The 22,387-nt window shown below is 36.9% G+C and carries 21 protein-coding genes and 1 pseudogene; 7 read left to right on the plus strand and 15 right to left on the minus strand.

Annotated elements, in window-relative coordinates:
* Window positions 1–14 precede the first annotated feature (14 nt).
* Window positions 15–1,565: a cytochrome ubiquinol oxidase subunit I gene (locus ACXPAV_RS06530; protein WP_458003022.1), complete on the minus strand. Its 1,551-nt coding sequence runs from the start codon at window positions 1,563–1,565 to the stop codon at window positions 15–17.
* 457 nt (window positions 1,566–2,022) lie between these two features.
* On the opposite strand from ACXPAV_RS06530, the gene ACXPAV_RS06535 reads away from it, so the two are divergent.
* Window positions 2,023–2,313 carry a DUF5339 domain-containing protein gene (locus tag ACXPAV_RS06535; RefSeq protein ID WP_065230493.1) on the plus strand — a complete coding sequence of 97 codons (291 nt, stop codon included), beginning with the start codon at window positions 2,023–2,025 and terminating at the stop codon, window positions 2,311–2,313.
* A 461-nt stretch (window positions 2,314–2,774) separates the two neighbouring features.
* Here ACXPAV_RS06535 and ACXPAV_RS06540 read toward each other — a convergent pair whose 3' ends face one another.
* The 13 genes from ACXPAV_RS06540 to ACXPAV_RS06600 form a co-directional block, all read right to left on the minus strand.
* Entirely contained in the window at window positions 2,775–3,512 is a 738-nt protein-coding gene (locus tag ACXPAV_RS06540; protein ID WP_458003023.1) for an MFS transporter, read from the minus strand.
* The gene (locus ACXPAV_RS06545; protein WP_458003024.1) at window positions 3,502–4,167 is read right to left on the minus strand and encodes an MFS transporter; all 666 of its coding nucleotides are present in this window, start codon (window positions 4,165–4,167) and stop codon (window positions 3,502–3,504) included. The genes ACXPAV_RS06540 and ACXPAV_RS06545 overlap by 11 nt, the downstream gene beginning before the upstream one ends.
* 86 nt (window positions 4,168–4,253) lie before the next feature.
* A complete protein-coding gene (gene cyoE, locus ACXPAV_RS06550; RefSeq protein ID WP_458003025.1) occupies window positions 4,254–5,141 on the minus strand; it encodes a heme o synthase in 888 nt (295 codons plus the stop codon).
* Window positions 5,142–5,152: 11 nt separating this feature from the next.
* The gene (cyoD, locus tag ACXPAV_RS06555; protein ID WP_458003026.1) at window positions 5,153–5,485 is read right to left on the minus strand and encodes a cytochrome o ubiquinol oxidase subunit IV; all 333 of its coding nucleotides are present in this window, start codon (window positions 5,483–5,485) and stop codon (window positions 5,153–5,155) included.
* Window positions 5,482–6,090 (minus strand): cytochrome o ubiquinol oxidase subunit III, encoded by a 609-nt coding sequence (locus ACXPAV_RS06560; RefSeq protein WP_458003027.1) that lies wholly within the window; start codon window positions 6,088–6,090, stop codon window positions 5,482–5,484. Before ACXPAV_RS06560 ends, cyoD begins: the two co-directional genes overlap by 4 nt.
* On the minus strand, window positions 6,090–7,547 hold the full coding sequence (locus tag ACXPAV_RS06565; protein WP_458003028.1) for a cbb3-type cytochrome c oxidase subunit I: 1,458 nt from the start codon (window positions 7,545–7,547) through the stop codon (window positions 6,090–6,092). The genes ACXPAV_RS06560 and ACXPAV_RS06565 overlap by 1 nt, the downstream gene beginning before the upstream one ends.
* Window positions 7,475–8,071, minus strand: a complete 597-nt coding sequence (locus ACXPAV_RS06570; RefSeq protein WP_458003029.1) for a cbb3-type cytochrome c oxidase subunit I — start codon at window positions 8,069–8,071, stop codon at window positions 7,475–7,477. Before ACXPAV_RS06570 ends, ACXPAV_RS06565 begins: the two co-directional genes overlap by 73 nt.
* 25 nt (window positions 8,072–8,096) lie before the next feature.
* Window positions 8,097–8,846: a ubiquinol oxidase subunit II gene (gene cyoA, locus ACXPAV_RS06575; RefSeq protein ID WP_458003030.1), complete on the minus strand. Its 750-nt coding sequence runs from the start codon at window positions 8,844–8,846 to the stop codon at window positions 8,097–8,099.
* 44 nt (window positions 8,847–8,890) lie between these two features.
* Window positions 8,891–9,025: a hypothetical protein gene (locus ACXPAV_RS06580; protein WP_458003031.1), complete on the minus strand. Its 135-nt coding sequence runs from the start codon at window positions 9,023–9,025 to the stop codon at window positions 8,891–8,893.
* A gap of 425 nt (window positions 9,026–9,450) precedes the next feature.
* Entirely contained in the window at window positions 9,451–9,720 is a 270-nt protein-coding gene (gene rpsO / locus ACXPAV_RS06585; protein ID WP_021461325.1) for a 30S ribosomal protein S15, read from the minus strand.
* A 127-nt stretch (window positions 9,721–9,847) separates the two neighbouring features.
* Entirely contained in the window at window positions 9,848–12,121 is a 2,274-nt protein-coding gene (parC, locus tag ACXPAV_RS06590) for a DNA topoisomerase IV subunit A (RefSeq protein WP_458003032.1), read from the minus strand.
* Window positions 12,122–12,136: 15 nt separating this feature from the next.
* A complete protein-coding gene (gene parE / locus ACXPAV_RS06595) occupies window positions 12,137–14,047 on the minus strand; it encodes a DNA topoisomerase IV subunit B (protein ID WP_018346796.1) in 1,911 nt (636 codons plus the stop codon).
* Between the two features lie 90 nt (window positions 14,048–14,137).
* A complete protein-coding gene (locus tag ACXPAV_RS06600; RefSeq protein WP_458003033.1) occupies window positions 14,138–14,851 on the minus strand; it encodes a YwiC-like family protein in 714 nt (237 codons plus the stop codon).
* 182 nt (window positions 14,852–15,033) lie between these two features.
* On the opposite strand from ACXPAV_RS06600, the gene ACXPAV_RS06605 reads away from it, so the two are divergent.
* From ACXPAV_RS06605 to ACXPAV_RS06615, 3 genes and pseudogenes are all read left to right on the plus strand, one after another.
* Window positions 15,034–15,387 carry a RidA family protein gene (locus ACXPAV_RS06605; protein ID WP_039174022.1) on the plus strand — a complete coding sequence of 118 codons (354 nt, stop codon included), beginning with the start codon at window positions 15,034–15,036 and terminating at the stop codon, window positions 15,385–15,387.
* A gap of 61 nt (window positions 15,388–15,448) precedes the next feature.
* On the plus strand, window positions 15,449–16,096 hold the full coding sequence (locus ACXPAV_RS06610; RefSeq protein WP_065230557.1) for a YchE family NAAT transporter: 648 nt from the start codon (window positions 15,449–15,451) through the stop codon (window positions 16,094–16,096).
* Window positions 16,096–17,325, plus strand: a pseudogene (locus ACXPAV_RS06615) (peptide ABC transporter substrate-binding protein); the annotation flags it as partial. The gene ACXPAV_RS06610 and the pseudogene ACXPAV_RS06615, both read left to right, overlap by 1 nt.
* A gap of 305 nt (window positions 17,326–17,630) precedes the next feature.
* Here the strand turns inward: ACXPAV_RS06615 and ACXPAV_RS06620 are convergent.
* A complete protein-coding gene (locus ACXPAV_RS06620; RefSeq protein ID WP_458003034.1) occupies window positions 17,631–18,428 on the minus strand; it encodes an outer membrane protein assembly factor BamD in 798 nt (265 codons plus the stop codon).
* 181 nt (window positions 18,429–18,609) lie between these two features.
* Here ACXPAV_RS06620 and rluD point away from each other — a divergent pair, with 181 nt between their 5' ends.
* The 3 genes from rluD to ACXPAV_RS06635 are packed head-to-tail and all read left to right on the plus strand — an operon-like array spanning window position 18,610 to window position 22,380.
* Window positions 18,610–19,584, plus strand: a complete 975-nt coding sequence (gene rluD, locus ACXPAV_RS06625; protein WP_458003035.1) for a 23S rRNA pseudouridine(1911/1915/1917) synthase RluD — start codon at window positions 18,610–18,612, stop codon at window positions 19,582–19,584.
* Window positions 19,584–20,330, plus strand: coding sequence for a peptidoglycan editing factor PgeF (pgeF, locus tag ACXPAV_RS06630; RefSeq protein ID WP_458003036.1), 747 nt, complete (start codon window positions 19,584–19,586; stop codon window positions 20,328–20,330). The genes rluD and pgeF overlap by 1 nt, the downstream gene beginning before the upstream one ends.
* Window positions 20,331–20,352: 22 nt before the next feature.
* Complete coding sequence (locus ACXPAV_RS06635) at window positions 20,353–22,380, plus strand: LTA synthase family protein (protein WP_458003037.1); 2,028 nt, start codon at window positions 20,353–20,355, stop codon at window positions 22,378–22,380.
* Window positions 22,381–22,387: the final 7 nt, after the last annotated feature.

Here is a 22,387-nt window from a genome sequence, read left to right on the forward strand (position 1 = left end):
ATTTAGGCTCCTGCTTATTTAGTTGATTGTTCAAAATAGTAACGACCTGTTTTTAATGAACTTGGACCAAGTCGACTATATTTAACCATTAGATATACTTCTGCAACTAAGAAGATAGTATATAACGCACAAACTAGACCAATTGAGAACCAGAGATCTCCAGTTGTCAATGCAGAGTTCGCTACGCCTACCGGTAATACCTCAAAGATTGCCCAAGGTTGTCTTCCATATTCAGCTAAGAACCAACCTGATTCAATTGCAATCCACGGTAAAGGAAGCCCATAAAGCAAAGCTTTAAGTAAAAACTTGTTTTCACCAACAGTTTTTCTGATATTTGCAATAAATGCACCGATAATGAGAAGTAGTAATAAACCGCCTGCAAATATCATAATACGGAATGACCAGAAAGTAGGTCCAACATCAGGAATAGTATCGGCTGCTGCCTGTTTTACTTGTTCGTCAGTTGCATCAACAACATTATTGGTATAACGTTTTAACAATAAACCGTACCCAAGATCTTTTTCCACTGCTTTAAATTGAGCAATAGTATCTGCATCTTTTTGACCTGAACGAAGTTTTTCCAATAAACCGTATGCAACCATACCATTACGTACACGTTCTTCATTTTGAACTCGTAAATCATTCAAACCGGTAATTTCTTTATCTAAAGAACGGGTTGCAATGATACCTGCAGCGTAAGGAATTTGTAATGCAAATTCATTACGACCTTCTTGTGAATTCGGAATGATAGCAATATTCCACGCAGCCGGAGCCGGTTCAGTATCCCACTCTCCTTCCATAGCGGCAAGTTTAGTTGGTTGAGCCTGACCGACTTCATAACCTGCTTCATCTCCCATAATTAAAACAGATAATATTGCAATGAAGCCGAATGTTGCACCAACTGAGAAAGAACGTTTTGCAAAACCGATATCACGACCTTTAAGCAAATAATAAGAACTGACTGCTAATACGAAAATTGCACCACAAACATACCCAGAAGACAAAGTATGCAAGAATTTAGTTTGTGCTTGAGGATTTAACCATAGTTCTAGGAAACTACTCATTTCCATACGCATAGTATCAAAATTGAATTCTGCGCCTACAGGATCTTGCATCCAGCCGTTTGCAACCAAAATCCACATGGCAGATAAGTTCGAACCGAATGCAACGCAGTAAGTTGATAACAAGTGTTTCGCTTTTGAAAGTCTATCCCAACCGAAGAAGAATAAACCCACGAAAGTAGATTCTAAGAAGAATGCAAGTAACGCTTCAATTGCTAATGGTGCACCGAAGATATCACCTACATAGTGTGAATAATAAGACCAGTTAGTACCAAATTGGAATTCCATTGTGATACCAGTTGTCACTCCTAGAGCAAAGTTAATACCAAACAATTTGCCCCAGAACTTAGTCATATCTTTATATACCTCTTTCCCTGTCGTTACATAGATGGTTTCCATTATTACAAGAATAAAGGACAAACCCAATGTTACAGGTACGAATAGGAAGTGGTATAGTGCAGTCAATGCAAACTGCAATCTCGAGAGTTCAACAATGTCTAACATCTCAATCAACCTCTTGTACTCAATACAAGTTTAAAAAAGATTACAAATCCTGTAATCACCCCATTAGCTATTAATCAATATCAATTAATTAGCTTAAATATCAAACTCAGGTAAAGATATGATTTATTTCACATTGAAATAAAGGATAACTCTAACCGTTTAATACATCTTTTATTTTACTCCTAAAAATGGGGTAGAGGAAACCCAAAAAGTTTTAGATTGATCACAAAATCGCATTAAAATCAAAAAAATAAATTTCAATAACAGAATATTATTTGATACATATCAATTTTTATATTTTTTGTAACATTTTATTAAAAACTTATTTTTTGATTTACCGACAAAAACAACTTTTTATTCCTTTGATGAAGTCATTTTTTATAGACAATACCTTCTTTTTTTGTTATTTTTATTGCACATTTTTTCAACGGATTTTTTAAAATCTTACGGTCAGTATATGTTTAAATTTAGTTTCTTAGTAGCGCTGTTTTTTTGTGCTTTAACTTCTAATAGTTTTGCAAACAAAAACCCTCAAATCCCTAGCCAATGTCAACAATTATTCCAACAGACAGAAGAACTCATTTCAGAAGCAGAAAAACAACCCGGAACTCATCTACAGATTGCAAACATCAAAAATAAACTATCCGAAAGCAAACAAAAAATCTTACAAATGAGCGTTGAACACCAAATTAAAAGTTGTGATAAAGGACTACTTGCATTAAATAATATGAAAGGGAAAGAAGAATAATTAATCAAAAAGATTCTATTATAGCCAATAGAATCTTTTTCTTAAAAAAAGAAAATAGATAAACTTTTACCATAAAAATAAATTTAATAATGTTTAATTATCAAAATTATTTATACTTTTAACTATATTATTTTCATTATTTGAATACTACATAATAAACAAAAATTGGGGTAATTATTCCTTATAATTACCCCAATTTTTTATCTATAGAAACCAAATAATATAGTAAACAGAATGTCTACTAAAAAGCGACTTAAAGGCTGATACTATAAGACATCAGGCTACATTCCCATCTCGTATCATTAAAGTCATTTAATATTTCTATTCACCAAACAACATATAAAATTTTTCTCTATGAATACCCCTGATTTAAAAGAGGTTATGCCTCTAAAATATATTCATCATCGTGAACATCAAGAACTAGAACTATTTAGAAATTTTTTAATGAAACTATTAACGAATTAAAATAAACCTATTTTTTCTTGTCTAGCGACTGCTGCTTCTAAAATTTGACGATTAGTCATCATACTATCAATTTTAATATAAGCACTTTGCTCTTCAGGAATAATAATAGCCTCACACACTCCAATTTGTTGTAAGAAAAAATCTTTCCACACAGTAGAATTTCTACATTCAGTAAGACGAATACGCAAATTAGCCAAATATGGAGGTTCATTCATAGTAAAAGCAAGTGCAAGCCATAAAATAGCCAACAGCATTGCTGTTAGAAACAATACCTCTGTGCCAAAATGCCCAACAATCCAACCGCCGATACTTCCTCCGGCGGCAGCACCAAAAAACTGGAATGTCGAATAAATTCCTAACGCTGTGCCTTTGCTTCCTGCCGGTGCTTCTTTACTAATAAGGGAAGGAAGCAATGCTTCCATAAGATTAAAGCCGATAAAAAACAATAAAGTTCCAAGAATAAGCACCCACAACTGATTATCTGCACACCATAAAGTTGCTTCAGCAGCAATCAAGATCATAATACAGAACAAGAAAACAACCTTCATTTTGCGTTTAGTTTCAGCAATAATAATCCCCGGAACTACACTTACAAAAGCAATCAACATTGTGACAAGATAAATCTGCCAATGACGATAAGCTGGAAAACCAGCCTGCTCAAAACAAAGAGGTAAAGCAATAAAAGTTGTCATCAACAAACAATGCATACAGAAAATACCAATGTTAAGTTTCATGTGGTTGCTGTAATACCTCTTTCAAACACCCCTTAATCACTGCCGATTCACTGTTACGTATGTGATATTGACTTTTTGGGATCACTGTTATGGTTAAGAAAATCCCACCTGTAGCCAATACCGCTATAAACCAAAATAACCCTTGTAAACCAATCTGGTAGGTAATGATAGGTCCTGTCACCATAGCAACCGCAAAAGTAATACCAAAAGATACACCTATAAATGCCATTGCTTTAGTACGAATCTGTTCACGTGTCAAATCGGATAATAATGCCATTACCGCCGCAGAAATTGCACCACTACCTTGTAAGGCTCGCCCAATAATCACTCCCCAAATTGAGCTAGACAAAGCAGCAATGATGCTACCAATCACAAAAATGGATGCCCCTAAAATAATTAAAGTTTTACGTTCTATCTTATCAGACCATAAACCAAAAGGGATTTGAAAGATCGCTTGCATAAAACCATATATACCAATAGCTATACCGATAAGAATCTGATTCGCTCCCTGTAAATGCATTCCATAAGTAGTTAATACTGGTAATACCATAAACATTCCAAACATACGTAAGGAAAAAATTGTACCGAGTCCCCAAGTAGCTTTACGCTCTTCAACGGTCATACAATTATCATTATTAAGCACTGTTTTATTCATACTATTTTTAACAAAATTAGGAAAATATAAAAAATCTGCCCAAAGGACAGATTTTTTATATGATGCTGAGTAAGTTTATCAAACAATTAATTGGTCAAACTAACAATTGAATGTGCCGGAACCATAAAATCAATAGACATCATAATATTTAGGGTACAAATAGCAATGATAGAAAAGACAAACAATTTTCTTGCCCAAACATAATCATTATTCTCTGATTTATAACCCGATAATGCCATACATAACCACCACACACTTACAGCAGTGGCTACCACAAGGTATTTATAACCGACATAACCACCTATTGATAACATAAGTGCAGCAAACATAAAGGCTATGATATACAGCAAAATATGATGCTTAGCAACAGCAATACCTTTTACCACTGGCAACACAGGAATATTGGCTGCTTGATAGTCCTTGAAACGGAAAATCGCAATAGCATAAGAATGTGGCATTTGCCACAAACTAAAAATAGCTAATAAAATCAATGCACCCGTATCAAATTCATTACTTACGGCACAATAACCAATAACAGGTGGAGCGGCACCAGACAAACTACCTATGAGCGTACCATAAACAGAATGACGCTTCATATAAAGGCTATACACAAACACATATACCACAAAACCCATAACAGCCAGCCACATAGCCAGAGGATTGGCGCCAAAATAAAGGATAGCAAATCCTAAAATACCTAATACAATGGCTAACGCAAAAGTAATATGTACTGAAACTAAACCTTTAACTAATACACGATTTTTAGTGCGTTCCATTTTACGATCAATATCACGATCAATCAGATTATTAAATGCACAACCTGATGCTACTACTAATGACACACCAAGAATCGTATAAGAAAACAGCGTATGATCCATATGCCCTTTGGCCGCTAACAGAAACCCACCGACAACCGAAATAAGATTGCCGATGATAATTCCCGGTTTGGTTACTTGTAGGTAAGATTTAATCATAGTAAATCCTATTAGCCTGCCATCATATTGGCATTCAAACTCCACATAATCCAGATGGATAATGCCACCAATAATAGAATCACAATTGCGGTAAAAATAAATGATATGAGATTCCAGCGTCCATCTTCAGAAGTTCCCATATGCAAGAAACAGACAAGCTGAACAATTAGCTGTATCACAGCAGTGACAGCAATAATTACCAATAATGATATTTTGGATGCACTGCCATTCATCACCATCAGGAATGGAATTAATGTCAAAATAACAGATAAACCAAAACCAATAAGATAGCTTTTAACACTACCGTGTTCAGTAGTGGCATAATTGTGGTTATTGTAACTCATAGCAAGACCCCCATTAAATAAACAACGGAAAAGACACAAATCCAAACAATGTCAAGGAAGTGCCAGAATAAACTTAAACACATTAGACGAGTACGGTTAACCGCAGATAAACCGCGTGTAACCACCTGAATCATCATTACCACCATCCAAATCAATCCGGCAGTAACATGTAAACCGTGTGTACCGACCAAGGTAAAGAATCCGGAAAGGAAACCACTACGATCAGGCCCTACACCTTGTGCAATTAAATGGTGGAACTCATTGATTTCCATACCAACGAAAGCAGCACCAAATAGGAAAGTTACTACTAACCATAATAAAACCTGCCTAACATTATTGCGATTCATTGCTAAAACAGCAAACCCATAAGTAATGGAACTGAACAGCAATAGGAAGGTTTCCACTAATACATAAGGTAACTCAAAAATATCTTTGCCGCTCGGTGCCCCTGCTGTACCAGGTAACAACACGATATAGGTTGCGAACAGACAAGAAAAGAGAATCAAGTCGCTCATTAAATAAATCCAAAACCCGAAAACTTTAATCGGCCCAATATCGTGGTGTCCTTGATGGACACCGTTATGTATTACAGTATTTGTTGACATTATTGCAGCCCTGCTTGAGATAATTCTTTAAAGTGTTTATTTTCAATCGTTTCAATTTGATCGACAGGAACATAATAATCCACATCTTGATCGAAACTTTTAGCAATCCAAGTAACAACCATACCGACGAAACTCACGATTGCTAACCACCAGATATGCCATATCATTGCGAAACCAAAAATCATAGTAAATACAGCAATGATGACACCCGCAGCGGTATTTTTCGGCATATGAATAGGGGTATAAGTTGTTGGTTTAGCATAAGCCACACCTTTTTCTTTGTTATCCCAAAAAGCATCACGCTCTTCTACTCTAGGAGTCACCGCAAAATTATAGAAAGGTGGTGGTGAAGAAGTTGCCCATTCAAGAGTGCGTCCACCCCAAGGGTCGCCGGTGGTATCTCTGTTTTTATTTCGATCACGGATAGATACACCAAGTTGAATAAACTGACAAGCAATACCCAAAGCAATAATCACTGCACCAAGTGCTACTACGCCGAGTAATGTATGATATTCAGGATCAATTTGTTGGCTTAATCGGCGAGTCATTCCCATAAAACCTAATGCATATAGCGGTAAAAACGCAACAATGAAACCGATTTGCCAGCACCAGAATGCACGTTTACCCCATTTTTCGTTTAAAGTAAAACCGAATGCTTTAGGGAACCAGTAGTTCAATCCGGCAAAGAGCCCGAACACCACACCACCAATAATAGTGTTATGGAAGTGAGCAATTAAGAATACGCTGCCGTGTAACACAAAGTCAGCAGCCGGTACTGCCAATAGCACACCTGTCATTCCACCAATAGCAAAGGTCACAATAAAACCAATAGTCCATAACATCGGTACACTAAGTTTGATACGCCCTTGATACATAGTGAATAGCCAATTGAAAATTTTCACCCCTGTTGGAATGGAAATAATCATTGTTGCTATACCAAAGAAAGCATTAACATTTGCGCCTGATCCCATAGTAAAGAAATGGTGTAACCAAACGATGAAAGACAAGATAGTAATACATACTGTCGCCCACACCATTGAGGTATAACCAAACATTTTCTTACGAGAGAAAGTAGCAGTAACTTCTGCATAAACCCCAAACATAGGTAATACCAGAATATATACTTCCGGATGCCCCCACGCCCAAATTAGGTTGATATACATCATCATATTGCCACCCAAATCATTGGTAAAAAAATGGGTACCCAAATAACGATCTAATGTAAGTAAAGCAACGCTTGCGGTTAAAATCGGGAATGAAGTTAAAATCAACACGTTAGAACAGAAAGAAGCCCAACAGAAAATTGGCATTTTCATCAAGCTCATTCCCGGTGCACGCATTTTGAGGATAGTGGCAATAAAGTTAATCGCACTTAATGTCGTTCCTATACCCGATATTTGTAACGTCCAAATCCAATAATCAACGCCCACATCAGGACTATATTGCAATTCCGACAATGGCGGATAAGCCAACCAACCGGTTTTAGCGAACTCACCACCCCCAAAGAGAGGTTAATCAAAACCACACTAACAGCAGTAAACCAAAAGCCTAAATTGTTTAAAAACGGATATGCAACGTCGCGAGCACCAATTTGCAATGGAATAACAATATTCATTAAACCGATCACAAACGGCATAGCTACGAAGAAAATCATAATAACACCGTGAGCCGTAAAGATTTGGTCATAGTGTTCCGGTGGCAAAAAGCCTGCGTAGCCCCCTGATGCTAAAAACTGCTGACTACGCATCATAATTGCATCGGCAAAACCACGTATTAACATAATGATAGCTAAAAAGATATACATAATACCAATACGTTTATGGTCAACAGTCGTAATCCAGTCACGCCATAACGGCCCCCACAATTTAAAATAAGTTAAAGCGATAATGACAGCAATACCGCCCAAAATAATACCGCTAACCGTTACCATCACAATAGGTTCATGAAACGGTATCGCGTCTAATGATAATTTTCCTAACATAGTTATTCCTTCGATGCTTATTTAACTATTCAGTAATTGCGACTGATGACTCATTATGTGAAATATGTGTGCTATGCCCTTGCATATCCGGCTTATGCATATGCGGACTACCAAATTTTGCCATAATGTCATAAAAGAGATTCGGAACTACACTGGAGAAATATTTCGGCTTATCATATTTACTCGGGATAGCGACTTGATTATATGCATCCATAGTGTTCAAAGAATCTGGTGACTGTTTCACTTTAGCGACCCAATCTGCAAAAGAGGCTTCATCCGGAGTAGCAATCGCGTTGAATTTCATACCCGAAAATCCTGAACCACTATAACTCGCAGAAATACCTTTATAAGTACCGGGTTCATCAGCGATCAAATGTAGTTTAGTCTGCATACTAGCCATCGCATAAACTTGGCTACCCAATTGTGGAATGAAGAAAGAATTCATCACAGTATCTGAAGTGATTTTGAATTCTATAGGGGTATTTTGTGGGAAGGCAATTTCATTCACCGTCGCAATGCCTTGTTCAGGATAAATAAACAACCATTTCCAATCTAGAGAAACGACTTGAATAGTGATTGGTTTATTCTCATGTTCTAATGGGCGGTATGGATCAAGTGAATGGGTGGTTTTCCAAGTGATGGTTCCTAAAATAAGGATAGTGATGACAGGAATTCCCCAAACCACCATTTCGATCTTATTGGAATGCGCCCAGTTTGGAGAGTATTTCTCTTTTACATTGCTTTCCCGATATTTTCTGGCAAATACGATTGCCATTATGATTACCGGAATCACGACAAGCAACATTAAACCGGTTGCAATCAGGATGAGTCACGCTCCGCCATCCCAATTTGACCTTTAGGATTGAGCAATACAGCATTCTCACAACCACTTAATAAAAAAGTAGCACAGATAAGTACCAAGCTCCATTTGGTCTGTTTACTACTCAGTTTCATAAAAAATAACCTCAATACAGAAACAAACTAAAGTTTTAGAGAATGAAGCACAAAATGTTTATGCTGGCGGATAAAATAACAGCACTTTTACATATGTAATCATGACTCTGCTTCTTAGGATGATATAAAAATGGAGCAATACATTAACATTTAATTAATATTTTTGTCATCTTTTTTATTAATTTTTATAATTTTAATGTATTTTTTAATTTTATACATATTAATTTAACATAGTTTGATAAACTAGGAGGTAGAAGAGATTTAAGGATTTGTACAGCTGTACAATTGATAGTAAATACTAAGAATACATATGGTTATACTCATCCGCACACATTATGTGCAAAGAGGTTGACAAAATGTATAATTGATAAAAACAAAAAAGCTCGAAAACAGGTGTTTTCGAGCTATACAAAAACGTAAAAAAATTATCGACGTAAACCTAAACTTGCGATTAATTTAGTATAACTGTCTAAGTTAGAACGTCTTAAATAATCTAACAATTTACGACGACGAGAAACCATCCCTAGTAAACCACGACGACCATGGTGATCTTTTTTGTGAACTGAGAAATGTTCTTGTAAGTGGTTAATTTGTGCAGTTAATAATGCAATTTGAACTTCTGGCGAACCAGTATCTTTTGCATCACGACCGTATTCGGCAACGATTTTCGCTTTTGCTTCAGTACTTAGAGACATAAATAAACTCCTAATAAAGTTAAATTAAAACACATCGTAGCCGATCTCTAATCCAGCCACGATAAGAGTCGCATATTCTACCTTTTTGCTATTGCAATAGCAAATATTTACCTTCATATTTCTGTGCTTAATTTGTTAATACAAATTCTTCCGGTTTTTCCGGTGGAATAATCTCTATTTCCGCACTATTCTGTATACCGCGTGGTAATGGAGTGCCTCTACGACCACGTTCACCGTAATAATGCCTGATTTCTTTCGCATCCAAAGTCACTTTACGCTTACCGGAACGGAATATCAAAGAACTGCCCTCTTCAATTACAAATAATCTCACCAACAACTCCTCTCTTGCTTTTGCTTTCGCAGCAGGAATATTGATAATTTTATTTCCTTTTCCTTTTGATAACTCCGGCAATTCACTGAGTGGGAAGAGTAACATTTTGTTCGCTGAAGTAATTGCCACCAATAAAACCGATTTGTTTTCAATCACTACCGGAGGCAACACTTTTGCATTTTCAGGTAATGAAATCGCCGCTTTACCTGCTTTATTACGAGTGATTAAATCTTCCGTATTGCAGACAAAACCATAACCGGCATCAGATGCCATTAATAGTGCTTGTTCTGCTTTCGGCATCAATAGCTGTTCTATCATTGCGCCTGTCGGCAATGTTAATTTACCGGTTATCGGTTCTCCTTGTGAACGAGCAGAAGGTAAAGAAAGGGGATCCAAACTATAACTCCGCCCTGTGCTATCAAGAAAAATCACCTGTTGATTAGAACGACCACAAACGTGAGCCAGATAATTATCTCCTGCCTTATAACTTAAACTTTGTGGATCAATATCATGCCCTTTGGCGCAACGCACCCATCCCATTTCAGAGAGAATCACTGTTACCGGTTCTACCGGCACCAAAGCACTTTCAGAGATTGCTTTTGCCTCTTCACGCTCAACAATTTTCGATAATCTCGGGCTGGCATACGTTTTTGCATCTTGCTCAATCTCTTTTTTGATCAATTGGTTCAAATTTTTATCCGAAGATAATATTTTTTCCAACTGTTTGCGTTCCTGCTCTAACTGTTTCTGCTCCGCTCTTAATTCAGTTTCTTCCAATTTCGCTAAATGACGTAAACGTAAATTCAGAATCGCTTCCGCCTGCTCTTCTGATAAGGCAAATCTCGACATTAACTCCTGTTTAGGTTCATCTTCATTGCGAATAATATGAATAACTTCATCAATATTTAAGAAAGCAATCAACAACCCGTCTAGAATATGTAGTCTTGATAACACTTTATCCAAACGATATTGCAAGCGACGAGTGACCGTTTGACGACGGAAACTGAGCCATTCCGTTAAAATCGTATATAAATTTTTCACTGCCGGTTTACGATCTAAACCGATCATATTCATATTGACACGATAACTTTTTTCTAAATCCGTAGTAGCAAACAGATGCGCCATGAGTTCATTTTCATCAACTCGATTAGAACGTGGAACAATCACCAATCTGGTTGGATTTTCGTGATCCGATTCATCTTTAATATCATCTACCATCGGCAATTTCTTATTGCGCATCTGTGTCGCAATCTGCTCAATAATTTTAGCGCCTGAAGCCTGATAAGGCAGTGCAGTAATCACAATTTCGCCATCCTCTTTACTCCATACCGCCCGCATTTTTAGTGAGCCTTTGCCATTCAGATAGATTTTTCGCAAATCCTCTTTAGGCGTAATAATTTCTGCCTCTGTTGGAAAATCTGGAGCTTTAACAATATTTAATAATTCATCCATTGAGACATCTGGATTATCCAACAACAAAATTAATGCTTGAGCAATTTCATTAATATTATGTGGAGGAATATCAGTTGCCATTCCCACCGCTATCCCAGTTGTACCATTTAATAAAATATGCGGTAATCTTGCCGGCAAATATTGTGGCTCATCAAGAGTACCGTCAAAATTTGGTTGATAATCGACCGTTCCCTGCCCCAATTCCGAAAGCAATAATTCTGAAATTTTTGATAAACGAGATTCGGTATAACGCATTGCCGCAAAAGATTTCGGGTCATCTGGTGCGCCCCAGTTACCCTGCCCATCAACCAGAGGATAGCGATAAGAAAACGGCTGAGCCATCAATACCATTGCTCCATAACAAGCGATATCGCCGTGCGGATGGAATTTACCCAGTACGTCACCGACCGTACGCGCCGATTTTTTATACTTCGCACTCGCATTCAAACCTAATTCGGACATCGCATAAATAATACGACGCTGCACCGGTTTTAAACCATCGCCGATAAATGGCAATGCACGATCCATAATCACATACATTGAATAATTGAGGTACGCATTCTCCGTAAAATGCCCTATCGGCATCTGCTCAACGCCTTCGTAATTAATTGTACTCATTTCTCTTTACCAAACTTAAACGTTTAACTCTGCGTGATCGCCTTTTTCTTGTAACCAATTTTTACGATCATCCGCACGTTTTTTCGCCAAAAGCATATCTAACATTTCTAATGTATGATCCGCCTCGTCATCACTGCCTTGATTCGGTTGATACACCAACTGAACTAAGCGACGTGTATTCGGATCCATTGTGGTTTCGCGTAATTGCAAAGGATTCATCTCACCCAAACCTTTAAAACGCTGCACATTAATTTTGCCTTTTTTAGATTTTAGGCGTTCCAAAATGGCCTCTTTTTCATTTTCATCCAAGGCATAATGCACCTCTTTACCTAAATCAATACGGTACAACGGCGGCATCGCAACATAAACGTGCCCCTCTTCCACCAATTTAGGGAAATGACGCAAAAACAATGCACATAATAAGGTGGCAATATGCAAACCGTCCGAATCCGCATCCGCTAGAATGCACACTTTGCCATAGCGTAATTGCGATAAATCATCAGTATCGGGATCAATGCCTAACGCCACAGCGATATCGTGAATTTCTTGTGAGCCCAACACTTGATCGCCAGCCACTTCCCAAGTGTTAAGAATTTTTCCGCGTAACGGCAAAATCGCCTGATACTCACGATCACGTGCCTGTTTTGCCGAACCGCCGGCAGAATCGCCCTCCACCAAAAACAGCTCGGTACGACTCAAATCCTGTTGGGTACAGTCTGCTAATTTTCCGGGCAATGCCGGACCGCTCACCAATTTTTTACGCACGACTTTTTTCGCACTGCGTAAGCGACGTTGTGCCGAAGCAATCGCCATTTCTGCCAACTGCTCCGCTTGTTGAATATTCTGATTAAGCCATAAACTAAAACTATCTTTGACGACACCGCTGACAAACACCGCACTCTGACGAGAAGATAAACGCTCTTTTGTCTGTCCGGCAAATTGCGGATCCTGCATTTTTAACGACAAAATATAAGCACAGCGCTCCCAAATATCATCCGCCGTTAACTTAACGCCACGCGGTAATAAATTGCGGAATTCACAAAATTCTCGCATTGCATCCAACAAGCCTTGCCGCAAACCATTGACGTGCGTGCCTCCTAGTGGCGTAGGAATCAGATTAACATAACTCTCGCCAATGATATTCCCACCCTCCGGTAACCAGAATAACGCCCAATTCACCGCTTCAGTATCACTTTTAAATTCGCCGATAAACGGTTGTTCCGGCAAAGTTGCCACGCCATCAACGGCTTCTAATAAGTAATCAGAAAGCCCATCCTGATAACACCAACGCTCTTCCGTTTGATTAACTTTATCAATAAATTTTATTTCCAATCCCGGACAAAGCACCGCTTTCGCGCGTAGTAAATGACGAAGACGTGAAACAGAGAATTTTGCTGAATCAAAATATTTTGCATTAGGCCAAAATCTTACTGCCGTACCGGTTGTGCGTCTGCCGCAAGTGCCGACCACTTCCAGCTCTTCTATTTTTTTACCGTCGGCAAAGGCAATATGATAAATTTCACCATTGCGTTTAACAGAAACATCAACGCGTGCAGAGAGTGCATTTACAACTGAAATTCCCACGCCGTGTAAACCACCGGCAAACTGGTAATTTTTATTTGAGAATTTTCCCCCGGCGTGCAGTTTGGTTAAGATCAGCTCAATACCGGAAATTTTTTCTACAGGATGAATATCAACCGGCATTCCTCGCCCATTATCAATCACCTCTAACGATTGATCCTGATACAGAATAACCTCAATTTTAGTCGCATAACCGGCTAAAGCCTCATCGACACTATTATCAATAACTTCTTGACCAAGATGATTAGGACGGGTGGTATCAGTATACATTCCGGGGCGCAACTGCACCGGTTCGAGATCCTTCAGAACGGTTATATCATTCGCATTATAAATATTTTCACTCATCTTTTTTTCTGTCGCTGTTGATCACAAAGCGCAAATTCTAGCATTTTTTTAACAGCGAACAAAGGCGAACCCTGCCCCGTATTTATTCAGCTATGTCGTTGCTAAGTAAAGCACAATCAAAAAATAGAGTGAAATAACGAACTCAATTAAACCAATCTGTTTTACCGATAACTTATATTTCGGCAAAAAAATCGCGCGTAACATCGGTAGCAGATAAGCCAAAGCAATACCAATATTAACGAACAAGCCAATAACAACACAAAGTGTATGAAACACACAGGAGAGATAATAATAACGAGGATTTTTGCGCTCGCGCATTACGCTCTTCACATATAAAGTCGTACCGACAAAGAAGAGTGTCGGATAAAGCGCGATTGAAAGCATATTTTGATCCCACTTTTGTTGCGAAAAGAAATAAGCCGCCATTCCGGCAATCGCAAAAATCAAAATAGCAGCAATATCATTCAATAATGCTCGCTCATTTTTCTGCCTTGTATAGTAAATATTGATTAAAACAAATGGTAGCATTGCACCTAAAAAGCAAAGAATACGAGGGTTATACCATAAAGGCAAAATAGCAAACATCAAACTCGCCCCTCCATAAATAAAGGTCCAACGGCGATACAGTGCTAAATTCCTCCCTTTAAATAGTGCTAAAAACGGATAGGTCATCAGATAGAGTGAAAACCAAGATAATAGAAGAAGAAAATGTAACCAGATCGGTTTAGAAAGCAGCATTCCATATAAAAAAGGCAATAATGCCATCACAATCGCTCCGTGTTGATTAGAAATTAACGGTTTCATCAAAAACTCCTTACTAGTTGAAACATCGCTATGCAGGGCTGTAGAATGTGGTCCATTTTCGGGAAGTTCCCCTTCCAAATCAGTGTAAAATTCATAGAGCAACACTTTATCGATTGTTCTATTAATTGAAACTCATTTTACCCTTAAAATAATTCATCAGCTATAACTTAAAGGAGTGCTTTATGAGCGAAATTAAACATATTGATTCTAATAACCGCCTATCAGAAGCCACTATTTATGCAGGAATTGTCTATTTAGCAGGACAAGTTGCAGAAGACTCATCATTGAACACCTATGAGCAAACTCGACAAATTTTGCAACTTATCGATATTTTATTGGAAAAAAGCGGTTCAGATAAATCTCGTATTTTACGCGCAGAAATCTTCTTAGCTAATATAAATGACTATGCTGAAATGAATCGTGCTTGGGATCAATGGGTCGTTGCAGGTAAAGCACCTGCACGATCTACCGTTGAAGCAAAACTTGCCGATCCAAACTGGAAAGTAGAGATTGTAATTACTGCGGCGTGTAAATAACAGCTTCTTATGCCATAATAAACACTTTCTAATTTATTCAATACTGAAATTATTAATGCTTATGACATTTATTGAAAACTTCCCTATTTATATGCAGTTTTTTATTGGATTATTTGCAGTCACTAACCCATTAGGGTCATTACCTATTTTTATGAGTATGACGAGTAACCAATATGAAACCGAACGCCAAAAAACAATGTTAGTTACATCCACCGCAATTGGTGTAGTTTTACTTACCAGCCTGTTTGTTGGTCAAGCATTGCTTAATTTTTTCAGTATTTCTATTAACTCCTTCCGTATCGCCGGTGGTCTGCTCGTTATTTCGATTGCAATGACAATGATCAGCGGTAAATTAGGGGAAGAAAAACAAAATAAAGAAGAACGGGCAACCAATTTTTCTGAAAGTGAAAGCATTGCTGTTGTTCCACTTGCAATGCCGTTAATCGCAGGACCAGGTGCTATCAGTTCAACTATTGTCTGGGCTTCACGTTATAACAGCTGGATAGATTGGCTCGGTTTCGCGATGGCTATTTTAATTTTTTCGGTAATGTGTTATGCCATTTTCCGCTCCGGTCCAATGATTATGAAATATCTCGGTAAAACTGGTAGCAATGTGGTCACACGTATTATGGGATTAATTCTAATGGCGCTCGGTATTGAGATCTGTGTTACAGGAATTTCTAATTTGTTTCCAGGATTATTACACTAATGTGGCATAAGTTTTTAAATAAAAAAAGTTTTATTATTTGTGCATTATTGGCAATAGCTAGTTGTGATCAACAGCCCTCTTCACAAACAACAACTGCAATCACAGAAAATAAAACACCATCTCGACAAACACTTATCCGCGGAGGCGAGTTTTCACATTTTCAACTCAATCCCCAACAAGTTACAGATCTGCAAAATAGTGCGATTATTTATGATCTTTATGAAGGGTTGGTAAGTTACGATCTTCACGGCAATATTATTCCGGCTATTGCTCAATCTTGGCAAACAAAAGATAACAAAGTTTGGCTATTTTCTTTACGAAATGATGCTAAATGGTCAGATGGTTCTAGCGTTACCGCTACCGATTTTGTGAAAAGTTGGCAAAATTTATTTATAGAAAATTCACCATCAGCACAATATTTAGCTTTTATTGCAACTAAAAATGCCAAAGCTATTCTACAGAAACAGGCTGAACCGACCGCATTGGGAGTAACTGCTTTAGATGAGCACCATTTGCAAATTGAACTGGACAAAGCGAATGCCAATTTTCCCTTAATGTTGGCACATATTTCCTTATTACCAATAAAAAACTCTCTACATAACGGTGCTTATACTTTAAATAACATTGATGAAAACAAAGTAATATTAACGCGTAATCCCTTTTATTGGCAAAAATTGCACGTTTCTTTCCAAAAAGTTGAATACTGGAGGACAAATCTTAAGTCAAAAGAAATTGATCTACGCTTAAATACCAATAATGATACGCAACAAACCGTACCGAAATTATGTAGCTATTATTATGAATTAAACCCTAATCACCACACTTTAAAAAATAGTGCAGTAAGACAAGCATTAGTGAGCCTAATTTCCAGTAAAAGTGCAATTAATGGCGTGAATATTAACGGTAAAGCCAGTACTAATTTATTACCTTCATCAATGTTATTAAGCGCCTATTTCAATTCAGCACCACCAGAACGATTATTACAACAGGCAGGGATCACTATTCAACATCCATTACAGTTAAATTTAATCGTTGATAACAACTCGACAAATATTGCTATTGCACAAAATTTAATTCGTCAGTTTTCTCAATCCGATTTGATCAGAGCAGATATTCAAGTGAAAACTCAACAGGAATGGGCTCTATTGCATAGTAAACAGCAATTTCAACTTATTCGTAGTGGTTGGTGTGCCGATTACAATGATATTTCAGCATTTTTAAATAATTTTCACTCTAGAAGTCCGGATAACCTAATGCGTTATCATAACGAAAAAGTGGATCAATGGTTAGAACAGGCAATGCTAGAAACAGCAAATGAAAAACGACAACAAATTTATCAGCAGGTTCTTGACACGCTAACAACTGATGCCATTATTTTACCAATCTATCACTATTATTTACCGATAAAAATCTCTGCCGACCTTGCCGGTTATGACTTAAATAATCCAACACAAATTTTTTATAGCAAAGATCTCTATCGTTCCGTACAATAAAAATGCGATCACATTGATCGCATTTTCTCTTGATAACAAGTTTACTTCAACGGTGGTTTAACGTCCGGACGTGCTTCTGGTTTGTCTAATTCAGGAAATTGTTTTTGTTTGTTGTTTGCTAAAACCTGTGCAATTTCTTGCGCCTGTTTATCTAAATGTAATGCGGCATAAGCCTGTTGCAACATTGGCAATGCTTTATAAGCATAACTTGTATCCGGATATAAACGGAGCAAATTATCTTGAATTCGATTCACCACCGCAACGTAAGCGTCACGTTTCAGATAAAATTCCGCAATTTCATATTGATGTTTTGCCAAACTTTCACGAATATAGCTCATTCGTTGTTTCGCATCCGGCGTATATTCACTATTCGGGAAATAACGCACTAAGGTTTCAAAGTTATGATAAGCATCTTCTCTCGGCTTAGTTTCTCGTGAAGAACGCTCTACTCCAAAGAAGTCCTGGAATAAATTATCCCCCAATGCCATATTGGTTAAACCAGCAATATATAGCACATAATCCAAATGAGGACCTTGTGGATATTTTTGCAAATAACGCTCCGCTGTCGACAAAGTATTCACATAATCTTCATTGCGGTAATAGGCATAAATTAAATTTAAATCTGCCTGTTGTGCATATTCGCCATATGGAAAACGATTATCCGTAGCTTCAAGATAACGGATTGCTTGACGATAATTCTCATCCTGCAAATATTCTTGGGCTTTTTGATATAATTCACTCACCGGAGCCTGCTCAACCTGCTCTTTAGAAGAGTTGGAACAAGCTGATAATACCAAAGCGGATAAAGCAGTCACAGCAATTACTTTTATCTTATTCATATGCATCTAAATCCTTAATTTTTTATTAGGTGAATTGCACAACAATTACACAATTCTTGATTCGATCTATAAACTCGTGAACAGTTAAGGTAAAATCACGACTTTAACTCTATTGGTTGCTGTTATTGTATAGTGTATCAGCAAATAATTAAATGTTTATATTACTGGAATTAAAAACACGATGGAACACAAAAAACTAACAGCAGAGGTTCAACCTCATCAATTAGGTCAACGTTTAGACCAAACTTTAGCAGAATTGTTTCCGGAATATTCTCGTTCTCGCATCAAAACTTGGATCGAAGCTGGTTTAGTGCAGGTAGATAATAGGATTGTTACCGTACCTAAAGAAAAAGTGTTCGGCACGGAACAAATCATTATGCAGGCAGAAATAGAAGAAGATACTCGTTTTACACCACAAAATATTCCGCTGGATATTGTATATGAAGATGAACATATTCTCGTCATTAATAAAAGCAAAGATCTTGTTGTTCATCCGGGTGCCGGCAACCCAGATAATACCGTATTAAACGCTCTTTTATATCATTATCCGCCGATTGCGGAAGTGCCGCGTGCTGGGATTGTACATCGTTTAGACAAAGACACCACCGGTTTAATGGTGGTTGCCAAAACAATAGAGGCACAAACCAAACTGGTTAGTGCATTACAAAAACGGCAAATTACTCGCGAATACGAAGCCATTGCTAGCGGAATTATGACTAAAGGCGGAACAGTTGATCAGCCAATGGCTCGCCATCCGACCAAACGTACACATATGGCGGTACATCCATTAGGCAAACCAGCAGTAACCCACTATCGCATTATGGAACGTTTTCGCAACTACACTCGCTTAAGATTACGACTTGAAACCGGACGTACGCACCAAATTCGTGTACATATGGCATATATAGCCCATCCGTTACTCGGTGATCAAACTTATGGTGGGCGACCTAAACCGCCAAAAGGTGCAAGTGAAGCCTTATTAGAAGTATTACGACAATTCCAACGTCAAGCATTACACGCTATTATGTTACGCTTAGAACATCCGATTAGTCGGGAATTAATGGAATGGTATGCCCCCTTACCAGATGACTTTGTTGAATTAGTCAATGCCCTAAAAACAGATTATGAACTACACAAAGATAAATTGGATTATTGATGAATGCTATTTACCCAAATTGGCAAGTGCCGAATAATATTCACGCATTAAGTACTTTACGCACCGGAGGTTACAGCTACGGTGCTTATGTCGGTATGAATTTAGGCGATCACGTTGGCGATACCGCAAAAATCATTGCTAAAAATCGACAATTGTTAGTAGAACAATTTCAATTGCCACAATTACCAACTTTTCTCACGCAAATACACAGCAATCTTGTTAAGAGATTGCCTCTTAACAGCGAAGATAAAACGGCGGATGCCTGTTACAGCAACCAACCTAACCAAGTCTGCTTAATTATGACAGCAGATTGCTTGCCGGTTATTTTTGCTGCAGAAAATGGTAAAGAAGTTGCCGCTGCACACGCTGGTTGGCGGGGATTAGCCAACGGTATATTAGAAAATACTTTGTGCTGTTTTAACGCTCCAAAAGACAAAATTAAAGTCTGGCTTGCTCCGGCGATCAGTGCTAAAGCATTTCAAGTCGGACAAGATGTTTTTGACGCTTTTTGTCTAGACAATGAAAGAGCAAAACAGGCTTTTAAGGTTGATGCCCAAAATCAAGGTAAATATTTTGCAGATATTTATCAGTTAGCAAGAATCCGCTTACAACAAGTGGGAATATTGCCCCAAAATATTAGTGGTGGTGAGTATTGTACTTACTCCGAACCAGAAAAATTTTATTCTTATCGTCGCGATAAAATTACAGGAAGAATGGCGACATTAATTTGGTTTGAAGATAAATAACTCTCGTTTTAGGGATTCATCAATGACTTTTTATTTAAACTTTCTCTTTGCTCTGACAATTTTATTTTTCTATTATATTATTCAAACTACATTAATCAGAAAATCTATGGTAAAAAGTTTTGTCGAGCCTGACTTATTTCAAGATCCTAAAAACCATCATTCATTCTCTCGTATGAGGAAAATGGGGTATCGCTATGATGCTAAAATTAGTGCAATAATTATTGCTGTTCCATTTATTATTGGTTCAGTTTTAATCGCATTTTCGCTTTATCAAGCGACAATTAGCTTATTCAGTTTCTATATTTTTCTAATTTCATTACTCTTTACCGGCATTAATATCGGTAACTATTTTTACTTTAAAACCTATAAAAGCTATTACAATATTTTTATGTTTGGCATTATTGAAGATGATACTAACGCTGTCTTAAATAATATTTGGGAAGATTATCCTATTCTTAAACTAATATTCCTCACCATTATAGCTGCTGTTTTCCCTACATTTGTTTTTATTTGTATTCTAAATCAACAACCCTTAGCAATAGAAAATTATAGTACATTCATTACTACTATTTTTAGCTTAATCATTTTTATCTATCTTGCTTATGCTGCTAGAGGGTATTTTTTCACTCATCCATTAGCAAAAATGCACGCCCAAGTTTCAGCATTAAGTATTATTAATCAGATGGTTCCAAATGGTATTATTGCAATGAAATGGGCTTTTGAAGATCGAAAACGTGATATTCAATTTTCAAATGTTGACAAAGAGCAAGGTTTAAAACTAATCAAGCAATTCACAAAATTTATTCCAACTAGCCAATCCCTTAAATACGAAAATCCTCAGCGATTTTTTGTTGATAAAACAGAAAAAAATACTTTTCTAGAACAGAATCCACCACATATTGTTATGGCTTTAATGGAAAGTTTTGGCAATAATTTTTTACAACTTGATCACGCTGAAACTAATGATTTATTGGGGAAATTACGCCAATATTTTCAGCAGGATTATTATTTTAAATTTTTCACTTCTGACTATAACGGAACAGCTCCATCATTATCTTCCCTTTATTTTTATAGTCCAATTCAAAATATTAGCCAATCGATAGCACAAAATAAAAGTTTGGCACAAACACCATTCTTTATTTATAAAAGTAAAGGTTATAAAACAGTTTTTATTACTGCAGGAAATATTATGTGGCGAAATTTAGCCAACTATATGCCACTGCAAGGTATTGATGAACTTTATGATCAAAACTCAATTATAGATACATTCCCCGAATCAAAAGCTACTCTATCCTATTGGGGTGTTGCTGATGAATATGCTTTTAAATTGGCAGAAAAATTATTGCAAGAAAGCAGTCAACCACTTTTTATTAATATTCTGACAATGACAAATCATCCACCTTTCAAAGCTCCGGACAATTATCATCCTTTTGTGGTCAATCCTGATATATTAACTGGGAAGATTTTAGCTAAGGATAAAACTGAACAGAAAAATATTTTGCAGGCATTCCAATATGCAGCAAATGCATTAGGCGAATTTATTGAAAATATAGAAAAAAGTAATATTGCAGAAAAAACAATTATTGCCGCAACAGGTGATCATTATATGCGTGCAATGGAAAATCGTTTTCCGCTTGATCTGTTTTTAGATAAAACAGTACCATTTTTTATTCATATCCCATCAACTATAAAAGAAAATTTACCAATAGACTTTAATCCTTATAGACTAGGATCACATAAAGATATTATGCCAACTTTATTCTCATTAAGTCTATCTGATTGCGAATATTGGCATTTAGCTGGCAGAAATTTATTATCAAATAAATCAGATAACAAATTCAATTTTGCTTTTAATGAAACCGTATTTATTACTCCCGATGCAGTTTATGATCTCCATTCTGAAAACATTATTAAATATCAATGGAATAAACAGAATGGTGAAATTAAATATCAACTTGAAATAAGTGAAATGGAATCTCAAGGAATAAAAGCCTACTTAGATTTGTTATATTGGCAAATTAATTATCAAATTAAAGGTATAAAAGAATAACATTATT

Source organism: Gallibacterium sp. ZY190522 (genome assembly GCF_054166015.1).

Excerpts from the sequence above, each read along its gene's own strand:
- cyoE (WP_458003025.1), bottom strand. The coding sequence starts at position 5,141 with ATGATTAAATCTTACCTACAAGTAACCAAACCGGGAATTATCATCGGC.
- ACXPAV_RS06540 (WP_458003023.1), bottom strand. The coding sequence starts at position 3,512 with ATGAAACTTAACATTGGTATTTTCTGTATGCATTGTTTGTTGATGACA.
- ACXPAV_RS06570 (WP_458003029.1), bottom strand. The coding sequence starts at position 8,071 with ATGTTAGGAAAATTATCATTAGACGCGATACCGTTTCATGAACCTATT.
- ACXPAV_RS06600 (WP_458003033.1), bottom strand. The coding sequence starts at position 14,851 with ATGAAACCGTTAATTTCTAATCAACACGGAGCGATTGTGATGGCATTA.
- cyoA (WP_458003030.1), bottom strand. The coding sequence starts at position 8,846 with ATGGCAATCGTATTTGCCAGAAAATATCGGGAAAGCAATGTAAAAGAG.
- ACXPAV_RS06560 (WP_458003027.1), bottom strand. The coding sequence starts at position 6,090 with ATGTCAACAAATACTGTAATACATAACGGTGTCCATCAAGGACACCAC.
- pgeF (WP_458003036.1), top strand. The coding sequence starts at position 19,584 with ATGAATGCTATTTACCCAAATTGGCAAGTGCCGAATAATATTCACGCA.
- ACXPAV_RS06605 (WP_039174022.1), top strand. The coding sequence starts at position 15,034 with ATGAGCGAAATTAAACATATTGATTCTAATAACCGCCTATCAGAAGCC.
- cyoD (WP_458003026.1), bottom strand. The coding sequence starts at position 5,485 with ATGAGTTACAATAACCACAATTATGCCACTACTGAACACGGTAGTGTT.
- ACXPAV_RS06620 (WP_458003034.1), bottom strand. The coding sequence starts at position 18,428 with ATGAATAAGATAAAAGTAATTGCTGTGACTGCTTTATCCGCTTTGGTA.
- ACXPAV_RS06545 (WP_458003024.1), bottom strand. The coding sequence starts at position 4,167 with ATGAATAAAACAGTGCTTAATAATGATAATTGTATGACCGTTGAAGAG.
- ACXPAV_RS06580 (WP_458003031.1), bottom strand. The coding sequence starts at position 9,025 with ATGAAACTGAGTAGTAAACAGACCAAATGGAGCTTGGTACTTATCTGT.
- parC (WP_458003032.1), bottom strand. The coding sequence starts at position 12,121 with ATGAGTACAATTAATTACGAAGGCGTTGAGCAGATGCCGATAGGGCAT.
- rluD (WP_458003035.1), top strand. The coding sequence starts at position 18,610 with ATGGAACACAAAAAACTAACAGCAGAGGTTCAACCTCATCAATTAGGT.
- ACXPAV_RS06635 (WP_458003037.1), top strand. The coding sequence starts at position 20,353 with ATGACTTTTTATTTAAACTTTCTCTTTGCTCTGACAATTTTATTTTTC.
- ACXPAV_RS06530 (WP_458003022.1), bottom strand. The coding sequence starts at position 1,565 with ATGTTAGACATTGTTGAACTCTCGAGATTGCAGTTTGCATTGACTGCA.
- ACXPAV_RS06535 (WP_065230493.1), top strand. The coding sequence starts at position 2,023 with ATGTTTAAATTTAGTTTCTTAGTAGCGCTGTTTTTTTGTGCTTTAACT.
- parE (WP_018346796.1), bottom strand. The coding sequence starts at position 14,047 with ATGAGTGAAAATATTTATAATGCGAATGATATAACCGTTCTGAAGGAT.
- rpsO (WP_021461325.1), bottom strand. The coding sequence starts at position 9,720 with ATGTCTCTAAGTACTGAAGCAAAAGCGAAAATCGTTGCCGAATACGGT.
- ACXPAV_RS06610 (WP_065230557.1), top strand. The coding sequence starts at position 15,449 with ATGACATTTATTGAAAACTTCCCTATTTATATGCAGTTTTTTATTGGA.